Raw genomic sequence first — 21,369 nt, forward strand, 5'->3', positions numbered from 1 at the left:
ACGGCCCGCACCGGGGAGTCCGCCCCGCACCCCGAGGGGCCCCGCACCACCTCGGTGCGGGGCCCCTCGCGTGCCGTGCGCGTCGGTGTCAGCCGTTGCGGCGCCTCAAGCGGGCCCGCAGGGCGGCGTACGTGCCGAGGAGGAGGGCCACCGTGCCGGCCGCCGCGGCCCACAGGACCGGGTTGCCGGTGCGGGGGAGGCTGCCGCCGTGGTGCGGACCGGGGGCCGGGCTGTGGCTGCTCGGCTCCGGGGTCGGCTCCGGGGTGGGGGTCGGCCGCGGGGGCAGGTCGTGGTTGGTGAGCGCGCAGCGCACCTCGGCGCCGCGCGCGAGCCGTACCGAGCCCTCGCGCACCGGCACCGCGCCGCCCGCCCCGTCCCGGCAGTCCCAGGCGGAGGCCCGGTAGCCCTCCGGGCCCCCGCTCTCGCGCAGCCGGTACGTGCCGGGGGCGGCCTCGGCCCCGGTGATCTCCGGGTCCCCGTCGCGCCCGCTGAGTCCGGCGGTCGGCCCCGTGGCGCTCAGCAGCCAGTCGCGCGGGCCGGCGACGCCGCCGTGCGCGTTGACGACCTTCTTGACCAGCGTGAGCGTGGCCGGGCGGTGGGTGTTGGTGTACGTGCAGGTGCCCCGGTGACCGGAGGGGACCGCGAAGGCGGCCGGGTCCAGCGGCCCGCTCACGCCGTCGACGAGGCACGTGAGGTCGCTCAGCACGTACCCCGCCGGGCCCTCGGACTCGGTCAGGCGGTACTCCGTGCCGGGCCGGACGAGGACGGTCGTGCCCGCGTCGTCACCGGGCACCGTGCGCGCGGGCAGGCCCCCGGGCCCGTCCACGGGCCGCGCGACCAGGTCCCAGTCGGCGGGCCGCGCCGTACCGCCCTCGACCTTCTTGACGAGGTGGAGCGGCACCGCCTCGTTCGTCGCCGTGCACGTCGCGTGCAGGCCGAGCGAGACGTTGACCCCACCGTTGATGCCGTCGTTGAAGCCGAGGTAGGGGGTGCCGCTCCTCCCGGTCGCCACGCAGTTCATCGAGCCGGTGGAGCGCGGGTTGGACTGGTAGTCCGTGCGGTCGTCGACCTGCTTGTACGCGAGCAGCCCGGGGTCGTCCGACGTGAGCCGCTCGGCGAGCTGGTAGCGGGCGCCCGGGGTGACGGGGACGCGGGTCGCGGTCGCCGACCCGCTGACGCCGTGCGGCCCCGGGAGGGCACCGTCCCTCGCGTACGAGAGCAGGTCCCAGTTGCCGGTGGCGGGGCCGGGCGGCGGGACGACGTCCTTGGCGAGCGTGAGGGTCGTGTCGCACGTGACGCGGTTGGTGATCCGGTGCCGGTTGGCGCCCTCGTCGAGGGTCACGGAGGCCGTGGGGTCGGCCGGGTCGCGGAGCGGGGTGCCGTCGAGGTCGACGCCCGTCAGGGCGCAGTCGATCTCGTCGCCGAAGGTCACCTTCTCGCCGATCGCGACCCGCTGCCCCCGCTCGTACCCGGTGCGGGGCTGGGACCACGACCACGGCGAGGTGCCGGAGCCGGTGGGGTCGCCGAGCCGGAGCGCGGCCTGGAGGTCGGAGGGCTGCTCGCCCTCCTGGTAGACCACGGGCCGGGTCCCGGTCGACGCGACCGACCACTCCTTGTCCACCTGGAGCGTCGCGGGGACACTCGCCTCGGGTGCCTTGTTGATGATCACGCAGCTCACGGACGAGTCCTGGGGGATGGTGACCCGGAACCCCGGCCCGCCGGAGGCGTTGGTCACCGGCACGGGTCTTTCGGCGACCTTGTCGTAGCAGGAGGCGTTGTCCCCGCCCTGCTGGACGAGGGTGTAGCCGGGCTGCTGTTCCTCGGTGACGTCGAAGCCGGCGCTCGCGGTGCCGTCCGCGTACGTGAGCGGGAAGTTCACCGCGCCCGTGCCGTCACCGGTCGTCGTCCGCGGCGAGGCGGCCGAGGCGCCGGGGGTCGTCGTCGTGGCGCCGAAGGTCCAGCCCTCGGGAGCGTTGGCGGTGGAGCCGTCGGGGAGGCGGATCTGCTTGACGACGGAGAGCGAGGGGGTGCAGTTCGCCAGGGCGAGGCTGCGCAGTGCCGCGCCCACCTGCGCGAAGTTCTGCTCCTGGAAGTAGTCGGCGGTCTCGATGTTCGTGCCGTTGTACCTGGTCTGCCCGGAGAGCGCGGCGAGGTTGAGGTTCGCGTTGCCCTGGACGCCCGCGCCGACGCCGACGGCGAGGACGCGCGTGTTCTCGGCCTTGAGGGCGTTCGCGGAGAAGATCCCGTTCTCCAGTTCGCGGAATCGCGTGAGCGAGCCGTTGCCGCCGGGGCCGCTCGGCGTCCCGTACCGGGTCGGCATGCCGTCCGTGATGACGACGGCGAGGTCGTACCGCTCGGCGGCGAGCGCGGGCACGTACAGCGCGCGGTCCCAGTTGGTGGAGCCCTGGGCGGTGCTCTCGTTCCAGTTCGCGTAGGTGTTCTTGAAGGCGGTGGCGTCCGCCCGCGTCGAGACGGAGGCGAGCTGCGGGGCGTTGGCCCCGCCGCGCTCGGCGGGCGAGAAGCTGGAGAAGGTGAAGCGGGCCATGCTCGACGGGGTGCCCTGGAGGGCGTCCACGAAGGTGTTCGCCGCCGTCTTCAGTGCGGTCACGCTGCCCTGCACCGAGCCCGACAGGTCCATGACGAGGGCGACCTTGAGGCCGCACCTGCCGGGCAGCGGCGGGTTGTTCCTGGACTGCTGCCAGGTGCCGCCGGAGGCCGACTGGTTGGTGGCGCCGCTGCTCACCATGAAGCCGTTGACGCCGTTGTCGGTGGAGCTGTAGGTGGTGTTCGCGTGCAGCACCGGGGTCTGGAAGCGGTACGGGGTCGTGTTGCTGCCCCCGGTGCGCAGCTGGGGGTTCGGGTACCAGCCGGCCGGGGCCGCGATCTGCCGCACCCAGAAGCGCGCGCCCGCGTTGGCCCCGCCGGGGTCCGTGTCCGGCACGACGAAGGAGCAGTCGCCGTCGCCGTCCGAGACGCACTCCCCGAGCAGGGTGCCGCCGCTCGCCGCCGTCCAGAGCCCGAGCCGCGTCCCGGCGAGCGGGGCCACGGTCTGGTCGCCGTTGCGGTCGCCGCCGGTCGTGACGGTGACGACGGAGGTCGTGGCGGAGGGCGAGGGAACGGTACGGGGCGCGGGCTTCGCGACGGCGGGCGGCGTGGCGACCGCGTGCGGGCCCGCGCCGCCGAGGAGGAGGCCGGGGAGGGCGGCGAGGAGGGCGGCGGTCCGCAGCGGGGCGGCGCGGCGCGCGGGGGCGCCGCGCGGGATGGGGCGGAAGGGCCTCAAGGGGGACATAACGTCAGATAGTCACACAAAGGATCGGGTGGGTGAGGGAGGGGAACGGGGTGTCGCCGAGACGCCCCGTTACAGTCGATGGCACGCCCCCCGATGACGCGGGGCGGTCATCTGACCAGCGAAGAGGCACCCATGAACGACCGCATCACGCCGCCCGCCGAGGCTCCGCGCGGCCCTGTCGACTCCTCCCGCGTCCCGCGGTACGCGGGTCCCGCGACGTTCGCGCGGCTGCCGCGCGTGGACGAGGTCGCCCGTACCGAGGTCGCGGTCGTGGGCGTTCCCTTCGACACCGGTGTCTCCTACCGCCCCGGCGCCCGCTTCGGGGGCAACGCGATCCGCGAGGCGTCCCGCCTCCTGCGGCCCTACAACCCCGCCCAGGACGCCTCGCCCTTCGCCCTCGCGCAGGTCGCCGACGCCGGTGACATAGCGGTCAACCCGTTCGACATCGACGAGGCCGTCGAGACCGTCCAGCACGAGGCCGGGCGCCTCCTGGACTCCGGCGCCCGCCTCATGACCCTCGGCGGCGACCACACGATCGCGCTGCCCCTGCTGCGCGCCGTCGCCGAGCGCCACGGGCCCGTCGCCCTCCTTCACTTCGACGCCCACCTCGACACCTGGGACACCTACTTCGGCGCCGCCTACACCCACGGCACCCCCTTCCGCCGCGCCGTCGAGGAAGGCATCCTCGACACCTCCGCCCTCTCGCACGTCGGCACCCGCGGCCCCCTCTACGGCAAGCAGGACCTCACCGACGACGCCAAGATGGGCTTCGGCATCGTCACCGCCGCCGACGTCATGCGCCGCGGCACCGACGAGATCACCGACCAGCTCCGCCAGCGCATCGGCGACCGCCCCCTCTACGTCTCCGTCGACATCGACGTCCTCGACCCCGCCCACGCCCCCGGCACCGGCACCCCCGAGGCCGGTGGCCTCACCTCCCGCGAACTCCTCGAAATCCTGCGGGGCCTCGCCGACTGCCACCTCGTCTCCGCCGACCTCGTCGAGGTCGCCCCCGCCTACGACCACGCCGAGATCACCGCCGTCGCCGCCTCCCACACCGCCTACGAACTCACCACCCTCATGACCCGCCGCATCGCCGCCGAACGAGACGCGGGCTGAGCGGCGACGACGGTACGGGCCCGCCCGGGACCCGTACCGCCGCCCCCGCCCCCGTACCGCACCCCCACCGGAAGGACCCGCGTTGAGCCACGACCACGACATCGAACTGCGCCCCACCGAGGCCCAGACGCGCGCGGCGCTCGACCCGCCCGCCGGGCGGACGGGCGGGGACCTCGTCGTGGAGACCCTGCACGGGCTCGGCGCGACGACCGTCTTCGGGCTCCCCGGGCAGCACGCGCTCGCGCTCTTCGACGCGGTGCGCCGCTCCTCGCTCGCGTACGTCGGGCTGCGCGTCGAGAACAACGCGGCCTTCGCCGCCGACGGCTACGGGCGGGTCACGGGCGAGGCGGCCCCGCTCCTCCTCTCGACCGGCCCCGGCGCGCTCACCTCGCTCTCCGCCCTCCAGGAGGCAGCCGCCTCCAGCTCCCCGGTCCTTGCGATCTGCTCGCAGGTCCCGGCCGCGGGCCTGGGCGGCGGGCGCCACGGCTACCTGCACGAACTGCGCGACCAGCAGGGCTCGGTACGGGACATCGTGAAGTCCGTGCACGTCGTGCGCGCCGCCTCGCAGATCCCCTCGGCGATCGCCGCCGCGTGGGAGTCCGCGCTGAGCGCCCCGCACGGCCCTGTATGGGTCGAGATCCCGCAGGACGTCCTCGCCGCCGAGACCCTCCTCCCCGAGGTCAACGCCCCCGACGCGCTGCCCGAGCCGCTCGTCCCGCGCCCCGAGCTGACCGCGCTCGCCGCCGACTGGCTCGCGCACGCCGAGCGGCCCGTGGTCCTCGCGGGCGGCGGGGTCGTACGGGCCGACGCGGCGGGCAAACTGCGCGCGCTCGCCGAGCACATGAACCTGCCGGTCGTGACGACGTACGGCGGCAAGGGCGCCTTCCCGTGGGAGCACCCCCTCTCCGGCCAGTCCTGGATGGAGGACCGGCACACGACGGACTTCCTCGCCGACGCGGACGTCCTCCTCGTCGTCGGCTCGGGCCTCGGCGAACTCTCCTCGCACTACCACTCCCTGGCGCCGGGCGGCCGGATCATCCAGATCGAGGCCGACCTCGGGAAGCTGGAGGCCAACCACCGCGCCCTCGGCATCCACGCGGACGCCCGGCTGGCTCTCCAGGCCCTCCTGGAGACGGCCCCGCCGCGCGAGGACCCGGAAGCGCCCGCACGCGTGGCGGAGCTGCTGCGGAAGGTCCGGGCGCGCCTGGACGCACAGGACCTGAGCCGGGAACGCGAACTCCTGACGACGATCCGCGCCGCGCTCCCCGACGACTCCCCGAGCTTCTGGGACATGACGATCCTCGGCTACTGGGCCTGGGCGGGCTTCGACCCCCGCGGCCCCGGCACGATGCACACGGCCCAGGGCGCGGGCGGCCTCGGCCTCGCCTTCCCGGCGGCCCTGGGCGCGGCGGTCGCCGACCCGACCCGCCCGGTCCTCGCGGTCACGGGCGACGGCGGCGCGATGTACTCCCTGGCCGAACTGGCGACGGCCCGCCAGCACGGCCTCCCCGTCACCTGGCTCGTGGTCGACGACGGCGGCTACGGCATCCTGCGCGAGTACCTGACGGGCGCGTACGGCGAGGCGGTCGGCACCGAACTGTCCCGCCCGGACTTCGTCGCCCTGGCCGAGTCCTTCGGCGTCCCCGCCCTGACCACGACGGCGACGGACCTGGGCAAGGACCTGGCGGAGGCGCTGGAGAGCGGGGAGCCGAGGGTGGTGGTGCTGCGGGAGCGGCTGCGGATGTTCGAGGAGAGCTGAGGCGCGGGGGCGCGGAGCGCGAAGGGCCGGGGCGGCCCCCTATGCTGCGCCGCATGGCGTTGCGACTGGTGAAGGTGGGTCTGAAGGCGCGCGACGATGTGGCGCTCGGGCGGTTCTGGGCGGGGGCGCTCGGGTGGCGGGCGGGCGGTGAGGGGGCCGGGGTCACCCGTCTCGCGCCCCAGGGCTTGGACCGGGCCGGTACGGCGGCCCTCGGCGTCGATCTCGTGCGCGTACCGGAACCGGAGGCCGTCGCGTACCGGGCCCACCTCGACCTCGCCAGCGACTCGCCCGAGCACCAGGAGGAGTTGGTCGCGCGGCTGACCGCGCTCGGTGCGGAGCGGGTGGACATCGGGCAGGGCGAGGTGCCGTGGACGGTGATGGCGGACCCCGAGGGCAACGTCTTCTGCGTGCTGGAGCCCCGCGAGACGTACCGGGACACGGGGCCGGTCGCCGCCGTCGTCGTGGACTGCGCGGACCCGCACGCGCTCGCGGCCTTCTGGGGCGGGGCGGCGGGCTGGGAGGTCCGGGAGACCCGCGGGGACCTCGTGCGGCTGCGCGGCCCCGGGAACGTGGGCCCGTACCTGGAGTTCTTCCGCCGGGCGCCCGGCACGACGCCCCTGCGCCACCGCCTCCACCTCGACGCCCTCCCGCTCCCGGCCCACGACCTGAAGGCCGAGATCGCCCGCCTCGAACGCCTCGGCGCCCGCACGGTGGACGGGGGCCGGGGCGAGGCGTCCTGCCGACCGATGGCCGACATCGAGGGCAACGAGTTCTGCCTGCTCGTCCCCGGGGCCGGGGCGGAGTGAGCCGCGCGCACGCGGTCACCGCCGCCCCGCTCACCACGACGTCAGCAGCAGGTGGTTGAGGAGCAACGCGAGGACCGCCTGCGCCGCGAGCCACAGCCGGGGTCTCGGCAGGAGGGCGGCGGCCGGGAGGAGCCAGACGGTGAAGGGCAGCCAGATCCGTTCCGTCTCGGCCTTGCTCATGCCGGACAGGTCGGCCGCGAGGAGCGCCACGAGGGCGGCGCAGACGAGGAACGCGAGCCGCGCCTGCGGGGCGGCCTCCACCCCCGTACCCGGCCGTGGCACCGTCTCCACTCCGGTCCCGGCCCGTGGCACCGTCTCCACCCCGGTCCCGGCCCGTGGCACCGTCTCCACCGCCGTGCCCGCCGGGGACAGCGTCTCCGCCCCGGGGCCCGCCGGGGGCACCGTCCCCGCCCCGGAGCCGCCCGGCAGCCCCGTACCCGTCCCGGGCTCCGGCCCCCGCCGCCGGGCGCGCAGGGCCTCCCCCGCGCCGCGGATCAGCTCCGCGACGGAGCGGCGCAGGCCCGCGACCGTGGCGAGGCCCACGACGAGGACGGTGCCGGCCAGGTTGGCCCACACGAAGTAGCCGTACGGGCGTTTGCCGCCCGCGCCCTGGTAGTACCGCTCGACCAGGATGTGGTACGCCTCCCACCAGTTGAAGCCGAGCGCCGTGAACACGGCGGGCACGACCACGAGTCCGGCGAGCAGGTACAGGAGGAGCACGGGTTTCCGGCGGACCCCGTGGCGGCCGAGCAGGAGCACCGCGCAGCCGATGACGGCGAACAGCGTCAGCCCGTACGAGAGGTAGAGCGCGAGGCCGAACAGCAGCCCCGAACCCGCCGCCCAGGCGGGGGAGCGGCCCGTCACGGCGAGGGCGAGAAGGGCGACGGCCCAGGCGGCGACGGCGGCGAAGTAGCCGTCCGCCGAGACCCCCACCCACACCGCGGCGGGCGCGAGGACCAGGAAGAGGGCCGCGCGCCGCGCCAGGTCCTCGCCCGCGAGCGCCCGTACCGCGATCAGCGCGGCGACCCCCGCCGAGGCCCCGACGACGATGCACCACATGCCCGCCCAGCCGCCGCCCCCGAGCCCCACGCGGTCGAGCAGGACGAACGTCACCGTCGCCGCCGGGGGGTGCCCGGCGGTGTGCGGGGGCCAGTGGTGCGGGGAGTCCAGAAGGATGTGGTGCGTGAAGTCCCTGAGCGTCGCGGGGATGTCCTGGAAGCGGTCGATGACCCGCAGGTACTCGTAACGCGAGGTCAGCCGCTCGGCGATGCCCCGGTACCAGCCGTCGATCCAGGCGAGCGAGAAGGTCCACGCGGTCGCGGCGGCCCACACCGCGAGGAGCAGCGCCCGCCACGGCAGCCGGGCGACGAGCGGCGGACCGTGGAGGACCACGGCCGCGGCCACGAGGATCGCGGCCGGGGTGCCGGGCCCCACGTGGGGCTCCCACCGCGCGTACAGCGGGGGCCAGTCCACGAAGAGGTTGTCGTGGCGCGCCCTCAGGTGGCGCCCGATCAGGGCTGCCGCCACCACGAGGAGAGCGGCGCCCAGGACGGCGTGGAGATCATGTCGGCTGCGGTGCACGTCCCGACGCTAGGCCGCCTGCACGTTCTCCCCTCGCTCCTCGCGGCGAATGTCAGCGTTTCGTCATGGGTCGTAGCCCCGGTGGCGGGGTCCCGGCGGCCTACGGTCCTGCCATGCGCGTTCCCTCCCGGCTGCTGCCCTCCTCGCCCGGCTTCTGGCGCAGCCCCCTGCGCGGGCCGCGGTTCACCTCGGTCCTGGGCCTCGTCCTGCTCGTCGGCGTCACCGTCCTGTTCGTGACGGGCCTGCTGTCGTACGCGGCGTACAACCCGGGGCTCGGCGGCGTCAACGACAGGACACCGGACAAGGGACTGCTCGGCTTCTACCTCTTCGACTGGCCCACCGACCCCTCCTGGCTCTACCGGCTCACGCAGGGGGTCCACGTCACGCTCGGCGTGACCCTGATCCCGGTGCTGCTCGCCAAGCTGTGGTCCGTCGTGCCGAAGCTCTTCGCGCTGCCGCCGGTCCGCTCCCTCGCGCACGCCCTCGAACGGATCACGATCCTGCTGCTCGTCGGCGGCGGCCTGTTCGAGTTCACGACCGGTGTCCTGAACGTGCAGCTCGACTACCTCTTCCCCGGCTCCTTCTACCCCCTGCACTTCTACGGGGCATGGCTCTTCTTCGCCGCGTTCCTCCTGCACGCCGCGCTGCGGGTCCCCCTCGCCGTCCGCACCGTCCGCCGGGCCCGCGCCCAGGGCAACCTGCTCGCACCGGCGGACGAACCGGCGGACAGACCGGCGGACGCACCGGCGGACAGGCCGACGGCGGGCGCGACCCGGGAGCAGGCGGGGGAGCCCGTCGCCCGGGAGGCGGACGCGCTCGTCGCCACCCACCCGGACGCGCCGACCGTCTCGCGGCGCGGGGCGCTGTGGTCCGTCGCGGGCGGCTCGCTCCTCCTGCTGGTCACGACGGCCGGGCAGAGCATCGGCGGCTCCTGGCGCCGCACTGCCCTCCTCGCGCCGCACGGCGGCGAGGACCCCGGCAGCGGCCCCGGGGCCTTCCAGGTCAACAAGACCGCCGCCTACGCCGGGATCACCACCGCCGGCACCCGCGAGGACACCTGGCGCCTCGAACTCAGGGGCCCCACCCGCACGGTCCGCCTCAGCCGCGCGCAGGTGCGCGCGCTGCCGCAGTACGGGGCCGCCCTGCCCATCGCCTGCGTCGAGGGCTGGTCCACGTCGGACCAGCACTGGCGCGGGGTACGGCTGCGCGACCTCGCCGCGCTCGCGGGGGAGCGGGAGGCGGTGGACGTGTACGTGGAATCGCTCCAGACCCACGGCACCTTCCGGCACGCCTGGCTGCGCGCCAACCAGGTCGCCGACCCGCGCTCCCTGCTGGCCCTGGAGGTCAACGGCGCGGACCTGACTCCCGACCACGGCTACCCGGCGCGGGTCATCGTGCCCGCCGCGCCCGGGGTGCTCAACACGAAGTGGGTCACCCGCATGACCTTCGGAAGGCCCTGACGATGCGCCGGTTCACGCTCCCGCCCCTCGGCGGTCCGCTGCCCCTCCTGCTGACCCTCTGCTCGCTCGCGGTGAGCGCGTACGCCGCCGTGCGGCTCCTCTCCGGGGACTGGCTCGGCGTCGCGCTGTGGATCGTGGGCGCCGCCCTCCTCCACGACCTCGTCCTCGTCCCGCTCTACACCACCGCCGACCGGCTCCTCGTCCGCCCCTTCGCCGCGACGGGGCACCGGAGGTGGGCGGGGCACGTACGCGTGCCCGCCGCGCTCTCCCTGCTCCTGCTCCTCGTGTGGTTCCCGCTCATCAGCGGGCGCGTGGACGGGCAGTTCCGGTCCCTCACGGGCCGCTCGACCGACCCCTACCTCGGCCACTGGCTGCTGATCACGGCCGCCCTGTTCGCCGTCTCCGCGGTGGTGTTCGTGGTGCGGGTGCGCAGGGCGGCGAAGCGGCGCCCGTCCGCCGACCACTGAGCGTCCGGGCGCAGTCCCGCGCGCGCCGCGTACCGCAGGAGCGCGGGGGTGCCGACCCGCGCCCACGCGAAGGGGTGCCCCGGCGTGCCGCTCAGGGCGCCCCCGGTGTCCACCACCTGCACCTCGGCGCGCTCGTCCACGTCCCCCGGCGCGGTCTCGGCGATGAGCAGGCCGCCCGGGGCGAGCAACTGGGCCACCCGCTCCAGGAGCGCGCACGGCCGCCCCCCGATGCCGATGTTGCCGTCCATCAGCAGGACCGTGCCCCACCGGCCCTCGCCCGGCAGCGGCTCGAAGACGGAGCGGCGCACCGCCCGGCCGCCGAGCCGCCCGGTGTGCGCGACGGCGGCCTCGCTGACGTCCACGCCGAGCGCCGTCCGCCCCCGCCCGGCCAGTTCGGCGACGAGACGGCCCGGCCCGCAGCCCACGTCGAGCACCCGCCCCTCGCAGCGGTCGAGCGCCGCGCGGTCGGCCCGGTCGGCCGCCGCGCACCAGCGCTCCACCTCCAGTGGCAGGAGCCACCCGTCCGCCCGGCGCAGGAACAGCGGGCCGCGCCCGGCGCGCAGTGCGGCGGCGTACGGGTCCGAGGAGGCCCAGGCGGCGGGCGCGGCCGGGGCGCTCACGCCGGTGCCGCCCGCGGCCGGGGCGCTCACGCGGGGACCGCCGGGGCGTACGAGGCGAGCCGGGCCGCGAAGCGGCTGCCGTGCGCCTCCCCGGCGACGGCGTGCGCGTCGGCCGCGGTGTCGACGTCGCGCAACGGCGGCAGGTCCCGTACCCGCAGCCCGGCGGCGACGAGGCGAGCGCGCAGCACGGCGCCCGTCGTCGCCGTGGACATGGGCACCCCGCGCAGCAGCTCCGGGGCGGGGGAGGCCAGGCCGAGCGCCCAGAACCCGCCGTCGAGGGCGGGCCCGAAGACGGCCTCGCCCTCCGCGAGCCGCACGTCGAGGAGCGCGGGCGTCACCTGCGGGGTGTCCATGCCGATCAGGAGCGCCGGTCCCGCGCAGCCCGCGAACGCGGCGGCGAGCCGCTCGTCCAGGCCGCCCGCGCACTGCGGGACGACGTCGAAGCCGGGCGGCAGCCAGGGTCCCGGCGTCCCGTCGAGCACGAGGACCCGCCGGGTCGCGGGGGTCGCGGCGACCGTGCGCAGCGTGTCGGTGAGGGACGCCTCGGCGAGCGCGGCGGCCTGCCCGGGCGTGAACGGCGGCGTCAGCCGCGTCTTGACCCGGCCCGCGCGCGGTTCCTTGGCGATCACGAGGAGCGTCGTCACCGTACGGCCCCTTCCACCGCCGCGCCCTCGGCGAGGACGCGGCGCATGTCCTGGACCGCGTGCCACGTACCGCGCCACGTACCGGTCACCTTCGACGCCCCCGCGCGCGGCAGGTAGGGCACGTCGTGCTCGCGCACCCGCCACCCCGCGTCGGAGGCCCGGACCACCATCTGCAAGGGGTAGCCGCTGCGCCGGTCGGTGAGGGCGAGCGCGAGCAGCGCCTCGCGCCGGGCGGCGCGCAGCGGGCCGAGGTCGTGCAGGCGCAGCCCGGTCCTGCGGCGCAGCAGCCGGGACAGCGCCACGTTCCCCGCGCGCGCGTGGGCCGGCCAGGCGCCGCGCGCGGTGGGCCGCCGCCGGCCGAGCACGAGATCGGCCTCCCCGGCGACGACTTCGCGGACGAAGGGGACGAGGAGCCCGGGATCGAGCGAGGCGTCGCAGTCGCAGAAGCACACGATGTCGGCGCTCGCCGCCCGCAGGCCCGCGTGGCACGCGGCACCGAAGCCGCGGACCGGCTCCCGCACCACGAGCGCCCCCAGGTCCTCCGCGATCCGCGCGGAGCCGTCGCGCGAGCCGTTGTCGACGACGATCGCGCGCCAGCCGGGCGGGATGCGCCCGAGCACCCAGGGCAGCGCCTCGGCCTCGTCGAGGCAGGGCAGGACGACATCAACTGTTGTGGCAGTGGTCACGTCCCCAGCCTACGAACGTAAACCGGGCATAACCGGCGCTTCATCTTACGAAACGCGGACGTCCGGCCCCGGGCGGGCGAGGGCACGGGCCCTCGCGGGCGGCGCGGTGACACGCTGAGGCCATGCAGCAGTCGTACGAGAGCACCGGAGCGGCCGACGCGGGCGGACCGCCCCATGTCCTGGTCGTCGACGACGATCCCACGGTGGCCGAGGTGGTGGCCGGATACCTGCTCCGCGCCGGGTGCACCGTGGACCGCGCGGGCGACGGGCCGAGCGCGCTCGCCCGCGCGCACACGCACCGGCCCGATCTCGTCGTCCTGGACCTCATGCTGCCCGGCATGGACGGCCTGGAGGTGTGCCGCCGGATGCGCGAGCGGCACCCGGTGCCGGTCATCATGCTCACCGCGCGCGGCGACGAGGACGACCGCATCCTCGGCCTGGAGCGCGGCGCCGACGACTACGTGACCAAGCCGTTCAGCCCCCGCGAGCTGGTCCTGCGCGTGGAGTCGGTGCTGCGCCGCACCCGCCCGGACCCGGCGCCGGACCCCGTACGCCTCGGCCGGCTCGCCCTCGACCCGACCGCGCGGCTCGCGACCCGCGACGGCACCCCGCTGTCGCTGACCCTGCGCGAGTTCGACCTCCTCGCCTTCTTCCTGCGCCACCCGGGACGCGCGTACAGCCGCGAGGAGCTGATGCGCGAGGTGTGGGGCTGGGAGTTCGGCGACCTGTCCACCGTGACCGTGCACATCCGCCGCCTGCGCGCCAAGATCGAGGACGACCCGGCGGCCCCGCGCGCGATCCGGACGGTGTGGGGAGTCGGGTACCGCTTCGAGGCGGAGGAGACGGGCGAGGTGGACGGGACGGGCGGGAGCGCACCGGGCGAGGCGGGCGTGACGGGACCGGGCGCTACGGGACCGGGCGAGGGCGACGGGGGTGCGGACCGCCATGCGTGACACGCTGCTCATCGCGCTCTACGCCCTCATGGGCGCCGCCGGGGCGGGACTCCTGGGCGCGTGCGTGCTGCGGCTGCTGCGCCGCCGCTCCCTGGTCACCTCGCTCGCCGTGGTCTCCGGTGTGAGCGTCGTCGCGATGCTCGCGGGGACCCTCACCGTGGCCTGGGCGATGTTCCTGTCGCCGCACGACCTGAGCGTCGTGACGACCGTGGTGGCGATGGCGGCCGTCGTCTCGCTCGCCACCGCGCTGCTCCTCGGCCGCTGGGTCGTCGCGGGCAGCCACGCGCTCGCCCGCGCCACGCGCTCCTTCGGCGACGGGGACGGCTTCCGCGCGCCCGACGCGCCCGCCACCGCCGAGCTGGAGGCCCTGAGCAGGGAACTGGCCGTCACCGGCGAGAAGCTCGCCGCCTCGGCCGCGCGGGAACGCGGCCTGGAGGCGTCACGGCGCGAACTGGTCGCCTGGATCTCGCACGACCTGCGCACCCCGCTCGCGGGACTGCGCGCCATGGCGGAGGCGCTGGAGGACGGGGTGGCCACGGACCCCGCCCGCTACCTGACCCGGATCAGGACGGAGGTCGAACGGCTCGACGGCATGGTCGGGGACCTCTTCGAACTCTCCCGCATCCACGCCGGTTCGCTGCCCCTGCACCCCGCGCGCATGTCCCTGTACGACCTCGTCGGCGACGCCCTCGCGGGCGTCGACCCGCTCGCCCGCGAGCACGGAGTGCGGCTGGTCGGCGAAGGGGTCGAGGCGGTGCCGGTGGTGGTGGACGGCAAGGAGATGAGCCGGGTGCTCGCCAACCTCCTCGTCAACGCCATCCGCCGCACGCCGCCCGACGGCACGGTCGCCGTCGCCACGGCGCGGCACGAGGACGGTGTGGTGCTCTCCGTCTCGGACGGCTGCGGGGGCATCCCCGCCCAGGACATCGGGCGGGTCTTCGACACCGGCTGGCGCGGTGAGCACGCGCGGACACCGCCCGGCGGGGCGGGACTCGGCCTCGCCATCGTGCGCGGGATCGTGGAGGCGCACCAGGGACGGGCCTCCGTGCGCAACATCCCGGGCGGCTGCCGCTTCGAGGTGACGTTGCCGCGGGCGCCGTGACGCCCGCCGCCCGCCCCGCAGCCCCCGACCCCGCTCCCCGGCTCCCGCCGCCCGTCCCGCCGCCCGTGCCCGTAGCTCTGCCGCGCCCTTAGCTCTGCCGCGCCCGTAACTTTGCCGAGCCTGTAGCGCGCGCCCTGCCCGCCCCCAGCCCCGCCACGCGGCTCCCGCCCGCCCCGTGAGACCTGCCCACCCGTCACCGCGCCGAGCGCGCGGCGCCGTCCTCCGCGAACTCCCGCATCCCCTCCTCGAAGCCGGTCTCCGCCTTCCAGCCGAGGTCGGCGCGCAGCCGCGAGGAGTCGGCGGTGATGTGGCGGACGTCCCCGAGGCGGTACTCGCCCGTGACGACCGGCTCCGGGCCCCCGCACGCCCCGGCGAGGGCGTGCGCCAGCTCGCCCACCGTGTGCGGCGTCCCGCTGCCCGTGTTGTACGCGGTGAGCGCCCCCGGCTCCGTACCGGCCTCCAGCGCCGCCACGTTGGCCGCCGCCACGTCCCGTACGTGCACGAAGTCGCGCCGCTGGCGCCCGTCCTCGAAGACGCGCGGGGCCCGGCCCGCCGCGAGGGCCGAGCGGAAGAAGGAGGCGACGCCCGCGTACGGGGTGTCGCGGGGCATCCGGGGGCCGTACACGTTGTGGTAGCGCAGCGAGACCGCCGTGCCGCCCGTGGCGCGGGCCCAGGCCGCCGCGAGGTGCTCCTGGGCGAGCTTCGTCGCCGCGTAGACGTTGCGCGGGTCCGCGGGGGCGTCCTCGGCGACGAGCCCCGGCTCCAGCGGGGCGCCGCACGCGGGGCACAGCGGCTCGAACCGGCCCGCGTCGAGCGCGGCGACCGTGCGCGGCCCCGGTCGTACGGTTCCGTGGCGCGGGCACGCGTAGCTTCCCTCGCCGTAGACGACCATCGACCCGGCGAGCACGAGCTCGCGGATGCCGCGCCCGGCCATCGCGGCCACGAGCACGGCGGTGCCGAGGTCGTTGCGCCCGACGTACTCGGCCGCGTCCCGCACCCCGTCGCCGAGCCCCACCATGGCCGCCTGGTGGCACACGGCGTCGATCCCGGCGAGCGCCCTGGCGACGGCGTCCGCGTCGCGCACGTCGTGCGCCGGGTCGGCGCGCGTGTCGAACACGACGGGTTCGTGCCCGCGCGCGGCGAGCGCTTCGACGACGTGGGACCCGATGAACCCGGCACCGCCGGTGACCAGTACGCGCATGCGCCCACGCTAGGCGGCGCGCCCCCGCGCGGGGGCGGCCCCGGCGGGGACGTCAGCACCTCGTAAGACTTCGCCCCGGACCCGCCGCGCCACGACCGCGCGGGACGCGGCCGTCACTCCGCCGGAGTCCCCCGGGTGGCGCAACGCCCCCGCCCGGGGGACGGTGATTCCGCGCCCCGCTCACGCTCGGTGCCGTCCCCCCGGGGGGCGGTGCGGGGCCGGGCGCGCCCCCGTGACGGGGGACGCCGGTTGCCGTACGCCAGGGAGGACCGCCCCGTGCCCCGTACGACTCGCAGCGCCACCACCCGTACGCGTGACGGCGAGCCGGGACGCGCCCGCACCCCCCTCCGTCTCGCCGCCGCCCTCCTCGCGTCTGTTCTCGCGCTCACCGGCTGCCAGACCGTCGCCGGGAGCGAGGCCGCGAAGCGGGCCCGCGCCGCGATGGCCACCACGCCCGAACCAGGGGCGACCGCCACCGCCGAGGCCCGCAGGGCGTGCGTGCGCGCGACGGGCACCGGCTGCTACACGTTCACGCAGCTACGGGGGCTGTACGGGACGAAGACGCTCAACGACGGCGGCAACGACGGGGCCGGGACGACCGTCGCCGCGCTCGGCGTCGTCGGGTCCCCGCATCTCGCCGCCGACCTGCGGCACTTCAGTCACGCGCTCGGGCTCCCCGCGCCCCGCCTCGAGGTCGTACGGCATCAGCCCCCGCACGGCGCGAAGGCCGCCCCGTTCGACGAGGACAACGCCGGGATGCTCGCTACCGCGCGCGAGGCGACCCTCGACATGGAGGCCCTGCACGCCATGGCCCCGCGCGCCGCCCTCGTCTACCACCAGGTGGACCTGCCGGGCGTCGACGCGGACGGCGTCCTCGACGCGCGCGCCGCCGAAGCGCTCGCCGCCGCGATGCGCACCGTGCTCACCGAGCAGCGCCCCGACGTGCTCTCGCTCAGCTTCGTCATGTCCGAGCGCGGCGACAGCGCCGACCAGGTCGCCGCCCTCGCGCGCGGCCTGCGCCCCGTGCTCGCCGAGGCCGCGCGCGCCGGGACCACTGTCGTCGCCGCGAGCGGCGACGACGGCGCCTCGCCCGGCTCCGCCCAGGCCGCGCAGCTCGGCGCGAAGCCCGTGCGCGGTGTCGCCTGGCCCGCCTCCGACCCCTCCGTGACCGCCGTGGGCGGCACCCGCGTCACGCTCGACGAGGCGGGGCACCGCCGCTGCGCCGACACCGTGTGGAACGACAAGGGCGGCGCGCCCGGGGGCGGCACCTCGGTGCTCATGCGCAGGCCGCGCTACCAGGACGGGGTACGGGAGGTGACCGGCGCCAAGCGCGGCGTCCCCGACATCTCGCTCAGCGCCTCCGCCGCCGGGTCCACCATGGTCTGGTTCACGCACGCCGGGCGCGGCGCCTGGGTGCCCATGCTCGGCACGAGCCTCGCCGCGCCCCTCTTCGGCGGCATCGTCGCGCTCGCCGCGCAGCGCGCGGGCCACGGCCTCGGCGCGGTCAACCCCGCCCTCTACCGGCTGGGCCGCGACGGCGGCGTGCGCGACATCACGACGGGCGACAACGCCACGGAGGGCACGAGCGGCTACCGGGCGGGGCGCGGCTACGACCTCGCGAGCGGCCTCGGGACGGTGGACGCGGGCAAGCTCGTTCCCGCGCTCGCCACGCCCGAGTGAGCCCCGTACGCCCCCGCCGCACGCCCCTGCTTCATTGCGTCACGTAACAGCGGGATGAAATCCGCAGCTCCGGGTGTTGGCGCCAGCGGCGAGACGGATCACCAGGAGGCATGCGTGGCGGCAGGAGCACAGGCCCGGAACCCCGAGCGGGAACCGGACAGAAAGCGGGAACCGGACAGGGAGCGGGACCACGAGCGGGACGCCCGTACCGGGGAGGGCGCGGAGACCCGTATCCCCGAACCCGCCGCCGGGGCCCCCGGCTGGGCGGGACGCCTGGCCCGTTACGCCTGGCGCTACCGCAGGGACGTGATCCTCTCCCTGGGCGCCTCGCTCGCCGGGATGGCCGTCATGGCGCTCATCCCGCTGCTCACCAAGATCATCATCGACGACGTGATCGGCGGCTCCCGCTCGATGGCCACGTGGGGCGGGCTGCTGCTCGGCGCCGCCGTGGCCGTCTACGTCACCGCGTACCTGCGCCGCTACTACGGCGGCCGGCTCGCGCTCGACGTGCAGTTCGACCTGCGCCGCGACATGTACCGCACGCTGACCCGGCTCGACGGGCGCCGTCAGGACGAGCTGTCCACAGGTCAGGTCGTCGGGCGCGCCACGAGCGACCTCCAGCTGATCCAGGGCCTGCTCTTCATGCTGCCCATGACGATCGGCAACGTCCTGCTCTTCGTCATGTCGCTGATCATCATGGCGACGCTCTCCATCCCCCTCACCCTCGTCGCCCTCGCCGTCGCCCCCGCGCTCTACCTCATCGCCCGCCGCTCCCGCAGCCGTCTCCACCCCGCGACCTGGTACGCGCAGGCGCAGGCCGCCGCCGTCGCGGGCGTCGTGGACGGGGCCGTCTCCGGGGTCCGCGTCGTCAAGGGCTTCGGGCAGGAGGAGCAGGAGACCGGCAAGCTGCGCGAGGTCGGCCGCCGCCTCTTCGCCGGGCGCCTGCGCACGATCCGCCTCAACGCGAAGTACACGCCCGCGCTCCAGGCGGTGCCCGCGCTCGGGCAGGTCGCGATGCTCGCGCTCGGCGGCTGGCTCGCCGTGCGCGGCCACATCACGCTCGGCACGTTCGTCGCCTTCTCCTCCTACCTCGCCCAGCTCGTCGGGCCCGTCCGCATGCTCGCCGTCGTCCTGACCGTCGGCCAGCAGGCCCGCGCGGGCGTCGAGCGCGTCCTCCAGCTCATCGACACCGAGCCGACGCTCCAGGACGGCAGCCGCGAGCTGGCGGCGGACGCCCCCGCGACCGTCGAGTTCGACGACGTGCGCTTCGGGTACGACGACGAGCGGCCCGTCCTCGACGGCTTCTCGCTCACCGTCGCGCCCGGCGAGACCGTCGCCCTCGTCGGCTCCTCCGGCTCCGGCAAGTCCACGGTCTCGCTCCTCCTCCCGCGCTTCTACGACGTGAGCCACGGCGCCGTCCTCGTCGGCGGTCACGACGTGCGCGAACTGCGCATGTCCTCGCTGCGGGCCGCGATCGGGCTCGTCCCCGAGGACTCCTTCCTCTTCTCCGACTCGATCGCCGCGAACATCGCCTACGGGCACCCCGACGCGAGCCGCGAGCAGATCGAGACCGCCGCGCGCGCCGCGCGGGCGCACGGCTTCATCACGGACCTCCCGGACGGCTACGAGACCGTCGTCGGTGAACAGGGGCTCACTCTCTCGGGTGGACAGCGGCAGCGCGTCGCGCTCGCCCGCGCGATCCTCGCCGACCCCCGCCTCCTCGTCCTCGACGACGCCACCTCGGCGATCGACGTGCGCGTCGAGCACGAGATCTTCGAGGCCCTGCGCGGCGTCATGGCGGGCCGTACGACCCTCCTCATCGCCCACCGCCGCTCCACCCTCGCCCTCGCCGACCGCATCGCGGTCCTGGACGGCGGGCGGATAGCGGCGGTCGGCACGTACGAGGAGCTGGAGCGCGAATCGGCGCTCTTCCGCCGTCTCCTCACCGACCCCGACGAACTCGGCGGGGTCTCGCCCGGCCACGTCCTCCCGGACGACCGGCCCGAGGACGAGTCCGTACGCGCCGAACTCGACGCCGAGTACGACGCCGAGCGCGGCATCACCCCCCAGCTGTGGACCGGCGACCGCACCCCGCGCGACACCGCGCTCGACGGGATGCCCGCGACGCCCGAACTCCTCGCGCAGGTCGACGCGCTGCCCGCCGCGAAGGACATCCCCGACATCGACGAGGCGCGCGCCGTCGCCCCCGAGGACGCCTACGGGCTGCGCCGCCTCCTGCGCGGCTTCGGCCGCCCGCTGACCCTCAGCCTCCTGCTCGTCGCCGTCGACGCGGGCCTCGGCCTCGCGCTGCCCGTCCTCATCCGGCACGGCATCGACGACGGCGTCAACCGCATGGCGCTCGGCGCCGTGTGGCTCTCCGCCCTCCTCGGCCTCGGCGCCGTGCTCCTCCAGTGGGGCGCGCAGTTCGGCGAGAACCGCATGACGGGCCGCACCGGCGAGCGGATGCTCTACGCGCTGCGCCTGAAGATCTTCGCGCACCTCCAGCGGCTCGGTCTCGACTACTACGAGCGCGAGCTGACCGGCCGCATCATGACGCGTATGACGACGGACGTCGACGCCCTGTCGTCCTTCCTCCAGACAGGGCTCGTCACCGCTTTCGTCTCCGTCGTCACCTTCTTCGGGATCATGGCGGCGCTCCTCGTCATCGACGTCGAACTCGCCCTGCTCGTCTTCGCGACGCTGCCCGTGCTGATCGTCTCGACGTACTTCTTCCGCAAGCGCAGCGTGCGCGCCTACAAGCTCGCCCGCGAGCGGATCTCGACCGTCAACTCCGAGCTCCAGGAGATGGTCGCGGGGCTGCGCATCGTGCAGGCGTTCCGGCGCGAGGAGTCGGGCTACGAGAAGTTCTCGCGCGACGCGCGGGCGTACCGGCAGGCGCGGGTGCGGGGCCAGTGGCTCATCTCCGTCTACTTCCCCTTCGTGCAACTGCTCTCGACGGCCGCGACGGTCCTCGTCCTCTCCGTCGGCGCGCACCGCGTCGACGCGGGCACCCTCACGACCGGCGCGCTCGTCGCCTACCTCCTCTACATCGACCTGTTCTTCTCGCCGATCCAGCAGCTCTCGCAGGTCTTCGACGGCTACCAGCAGGCGAGCGTCTCACTCGGCCGCGTGCAGGAACTCCTCGTCGAGCCCACCTCGACGGGGCAGGCCGCGCGCCCGCTCCCGGTCGGCGAGCGGCTGCGGGGCGAGATCTCCTTCCGGAACGTGGACTTCGCGTACGGGGACGAGACGGCGCTCCACGACGTGGACCTCACCCTGCGGGCGGGGCAGACCGTGGCCTTCGTCGGCGAGACCGGCGCGGGCAAGTCGACGCTCGTCAAGCTCGTCGCGCGCTTCTACGACCCGACCTCGGGCCGCGTCACGGTCGACGGCACCGACCTGCGCGAGCTGGACCTCGCCCAGTACCGGCACCGGCTCGGCGTCGTCCCGCAGGAGGCGTACCTCTTCGCGGGCACGATCCGCGACGCGATCGCCTACGGGCGGCCGGAGGCGAGCGACGCCGAGGTGGAGGCGGCGGCGCGCGCGGTCGGCGCGCACGACATGATCGCGAGCCTGGACGGCGGCTACCTGCACGAGGTCGCGGAGCGGGGCCGCAACCTCTCGGCGGGTCAGCGCCAGCTCATCGCCCTGGCCCGCGCGGAGCTGGTGGACCCGGACATCCTGCTCCTGGACGAGGCCACGGCGGCTCTCGACCTCGCGAGCGAGGCCCAGGTCACCCATGCCACGGAACGCCTCGCGGGCCGCCGCACGACGCTGGTGGTCGCCCACCGCCTGACGACGGCCGCGCGCGCGGACCGCGTCGTGGTGATGGACCAGGGCCGCGTCGCCGAGGACGGCACCCACACGGACCTCCTGGCCCTCAACGGCAAGTACGCGCGGCTCTGGCGGACGTTCCTGGGCGAGACGCTGCCGGAGGACGCCGGGACCGACGCGCGGGACGGCGGGCCGGAGGCGGTCGGGGCGCGGGTCGTGTGAGCGCGG

The 21,369-nt window shown here is 75.6% G+C and carries 15 protein-coding genes; 9 read left to right on the forward strand and 6 right to left on the reverse strand.

Features of this window, described 5'->3' with window-relative positions:
* Positions 1 to 88: 88 nt before the first annotated feature.
* Positions 89 to 3,289 (reverse strand): VWA domain-containing protein, encoded by a 3,201-nt coding sequence (locus tag STTU_RS32265; protein WP_007826744.1) that lies wholly within the window; start codon positions 3,287 to 3,289, stop codon positions 89 to 91.
* A 132-nt stretch (positions 3,290 to 3,421) separates the two neighbouring features.
* Between STTU_RS32265 and speB the strand changes: the two genes are divergently transcribed.
* The 3 genes from speB (at position 3,422) to STTU_RS21515 (ending at position 6,973) form a co-directional block, all read left to right on the forward strand.
* On the forward strand, positions 3,422 to 4,408 hold the full coding sequence (gene speB, locus STTU_RS21505) for an agmatinase (protein WP_010275591.1): 987 nt from the start codon (positions 3,422 to 3,424) through the stop codon (positions 4,406 to 4,408).
* Positions 4,409 to 4,490: 82 nt separating this feature from the next.
* Positions 4,491 to 6,167 carry a thiamine pyrophosphate-binding protein gene (locus STTU_RS21510; protein ID WP_007826748.1) on the forward strand — a complete coding sequence of 559 codons (1,677 nt, stop codon included), beginning with the start codon at positions 4,491 to 4,493 and terminating at the stop codon, positions 6,165 to 6,167.
* Positions 6,168 to 6,220: 53 nt separating this feature from the next.
* A complete protein-coding gene (locus tag STTU_RS21515; RefSeq protein WP_043257610.1) occupies positions 6,221 to 6,973 on the forward strand; it encodes a VOC family protein in 753 nt (250 codons plus the stop codon).
* A gap of 30 nt (positions 6,974 to 7,003) precedes the next feature.
* Here STTU_RS21515 and STTU_RS21520 read toward each other — a convergent pair whose 3' ends face one another.
* A complete protein-coding gene (locus STTU_RS21520; protein WP_007826750.1) occupies positions 7,004 to 8,554 on the reverse strand; it encodes a hypothetical protein in 1,551 nt (516 codons plus the stop codon).
* Between the two features lie 113 nt (positions 8,555 to 8,667).
* Here STTU_RS21520 and STTU_RS21525 point away from each other — a divergent pair, with 113 nt between their 5' ends.
* Together STTU_RS21525 and STTU_RS21530 are read left to right on the forward strand one after the other, a co-directional pair.
* Complete coding sequence (locus STTU_RS21525) at positions 8,668 to 10,014, forward strand: molybdopterin-dependent oxidoreductase (protein WP_007826751.1); 1,347 nt, start codon at positions 8,668 to 8,670, stop codon at positions 10,012 to 10,014.
* A 2-nt stretch (positions 10,015 to 10,016) separates the two neighbouring features.
* Entirely contained in the window at positions 10,017 to 10,481 is a 465-nt protein-coding gene (locus tag STTU_RS21530; RefSeq protein ID WP_043255915.1) for a hypothetical protein, read from the forward strand.
* Here STTU_RS21530 and STTU_RS34710 read toward each other — a convergent pair.
* From STTU_RS34710 to STTU_RS21545, 3 genes are read right to left on the reverse strand one after another with little or no spacing between them, the layout of a single operon-like run.
* Positions 10,370 to 11,131 carry a class I SAM-dependent methyltransferase gene (locus STTU_RS34710; protein WP_043255916.1) on the reverse strand — a complete coding sequence of 254 codons (762 nt, stop codon included), beginning with the start codon at positions 11,129 to 11,131 and terminating at the stop codon, positions 10,370 to 10,372. The genes STTU_RS21530 and STTU_RS34710 overlap by 112 nt on opposite strands.
* Complete coding sequence (locus STTU_RS35585; protein ID WP_043255917.1) at positions 11,128 to 11,745, reverse strand: TIGR04282 family arsenosugar biosynthesis glycosyltransferase; 618 nt, start codon at positions 11,743 to 11,745, stop codon at positions 11,128 to 11,130. Before STTU_RS35585 ends, STTU_RS34710 begins: the two co-directional genes overlap by 4 nt.
* Entirely contained in the window at positions 11,742 to 12,431 is a 690-nt protein-coding gene (locus tag STTU_RS21545; RefSeq protein ID WP_007826754.1) for a glycosyltransferase family 2 protein, read from the reverse strand. Before STTU_RS21545 ends, STTU_RS35585 begins: the two co-directional genes overlap by 4 nt.
* Positions 12,432 to 12,553: 122 nt before the next feature.
* Here STTU_RS21545 and STTU_RS21550 point away from each other — a divergent pair, with 122 nt between their 5' ends.
* Positions 12,554 to 13,384, forward strand: coding sequence for a response regulator transcription factor (locus tag STTU_RS21550; RefSeq protein WP_007826755.1), 831 nt, complete (start codon positions 12,554 to 12,556; stop codon positions 13,382 to 13,384).
* A complete protein-coding gene (locus STTU_RS21555) occupies positions 13,377 to 14,486 on the forward strand; it encodes a sensor histidine kinase (protein ID WP_043257612.1) in 1,110 nt (369 codons plus the stop codon). Before STTU_RS21550 ends, STTU_RS21555 begins: the two co-directional genes overlap by 8 nt.
* Positions 14,487 to 14,679: 193 nt before the next feature.
* Here STTU_RS21555 and STTU_RS21560 read toward each other — a convergent pair whose 3' ends face one another.
* Complete coding sequence (locus STTU_RS21560; protein ID WP_007826757.1) at positions 14,680 to 15,687, reverse strand: NAD-dependent epimerase/dehydratase family protein; 1,008 nt, start codon at positions 15,685 to 15,687, stop codon at positions 14,680 to 14,682.
* A 276-nt stretch (positions 15,688 to 15,963) separates the two neighbouring features.
* On the opposite strand from STTU_RS21560, the gene STTU_RS21565 reads away from it, so the two are divergent.
* Complete coding sequence (locus STTU_RS21565) at positions 15,964 to 17,367, forward strand: S53 family peptidase (RefSeq protein WP_007826759.1); 1,404 nt, start codon at positions 15,964 to 15,966, stop codon at positions 17,365 to 17,367.
* Between the two features lie 114 nt (positions 17,368 to 17,481).
* The gene (locus STTU_RS21570; protein WP_043255919.1) at positions 17,482 to 21,363 is read left to right on the forward strand and encodes an ABC transporter ATP-binding protein; all 3,882 of its coding nucleotides are present in this window, start codon (positions 17,482 to 17,484) and stop codon (positions 21,361 to 21,363) included.
* Positions 21,364 to 21,369: the final 6 nt, after the last annotated feature.

The sequence above is a fragment of the Streptomyces sp. Tu6071 genome (assembly GCF_000213055.1).
Lineage (GTDB): Bacteria > Actinomycetota > Actinomycetes > Streptomycetales > Streptomycetaceae > Streptomyces > Streptomyces evansiae.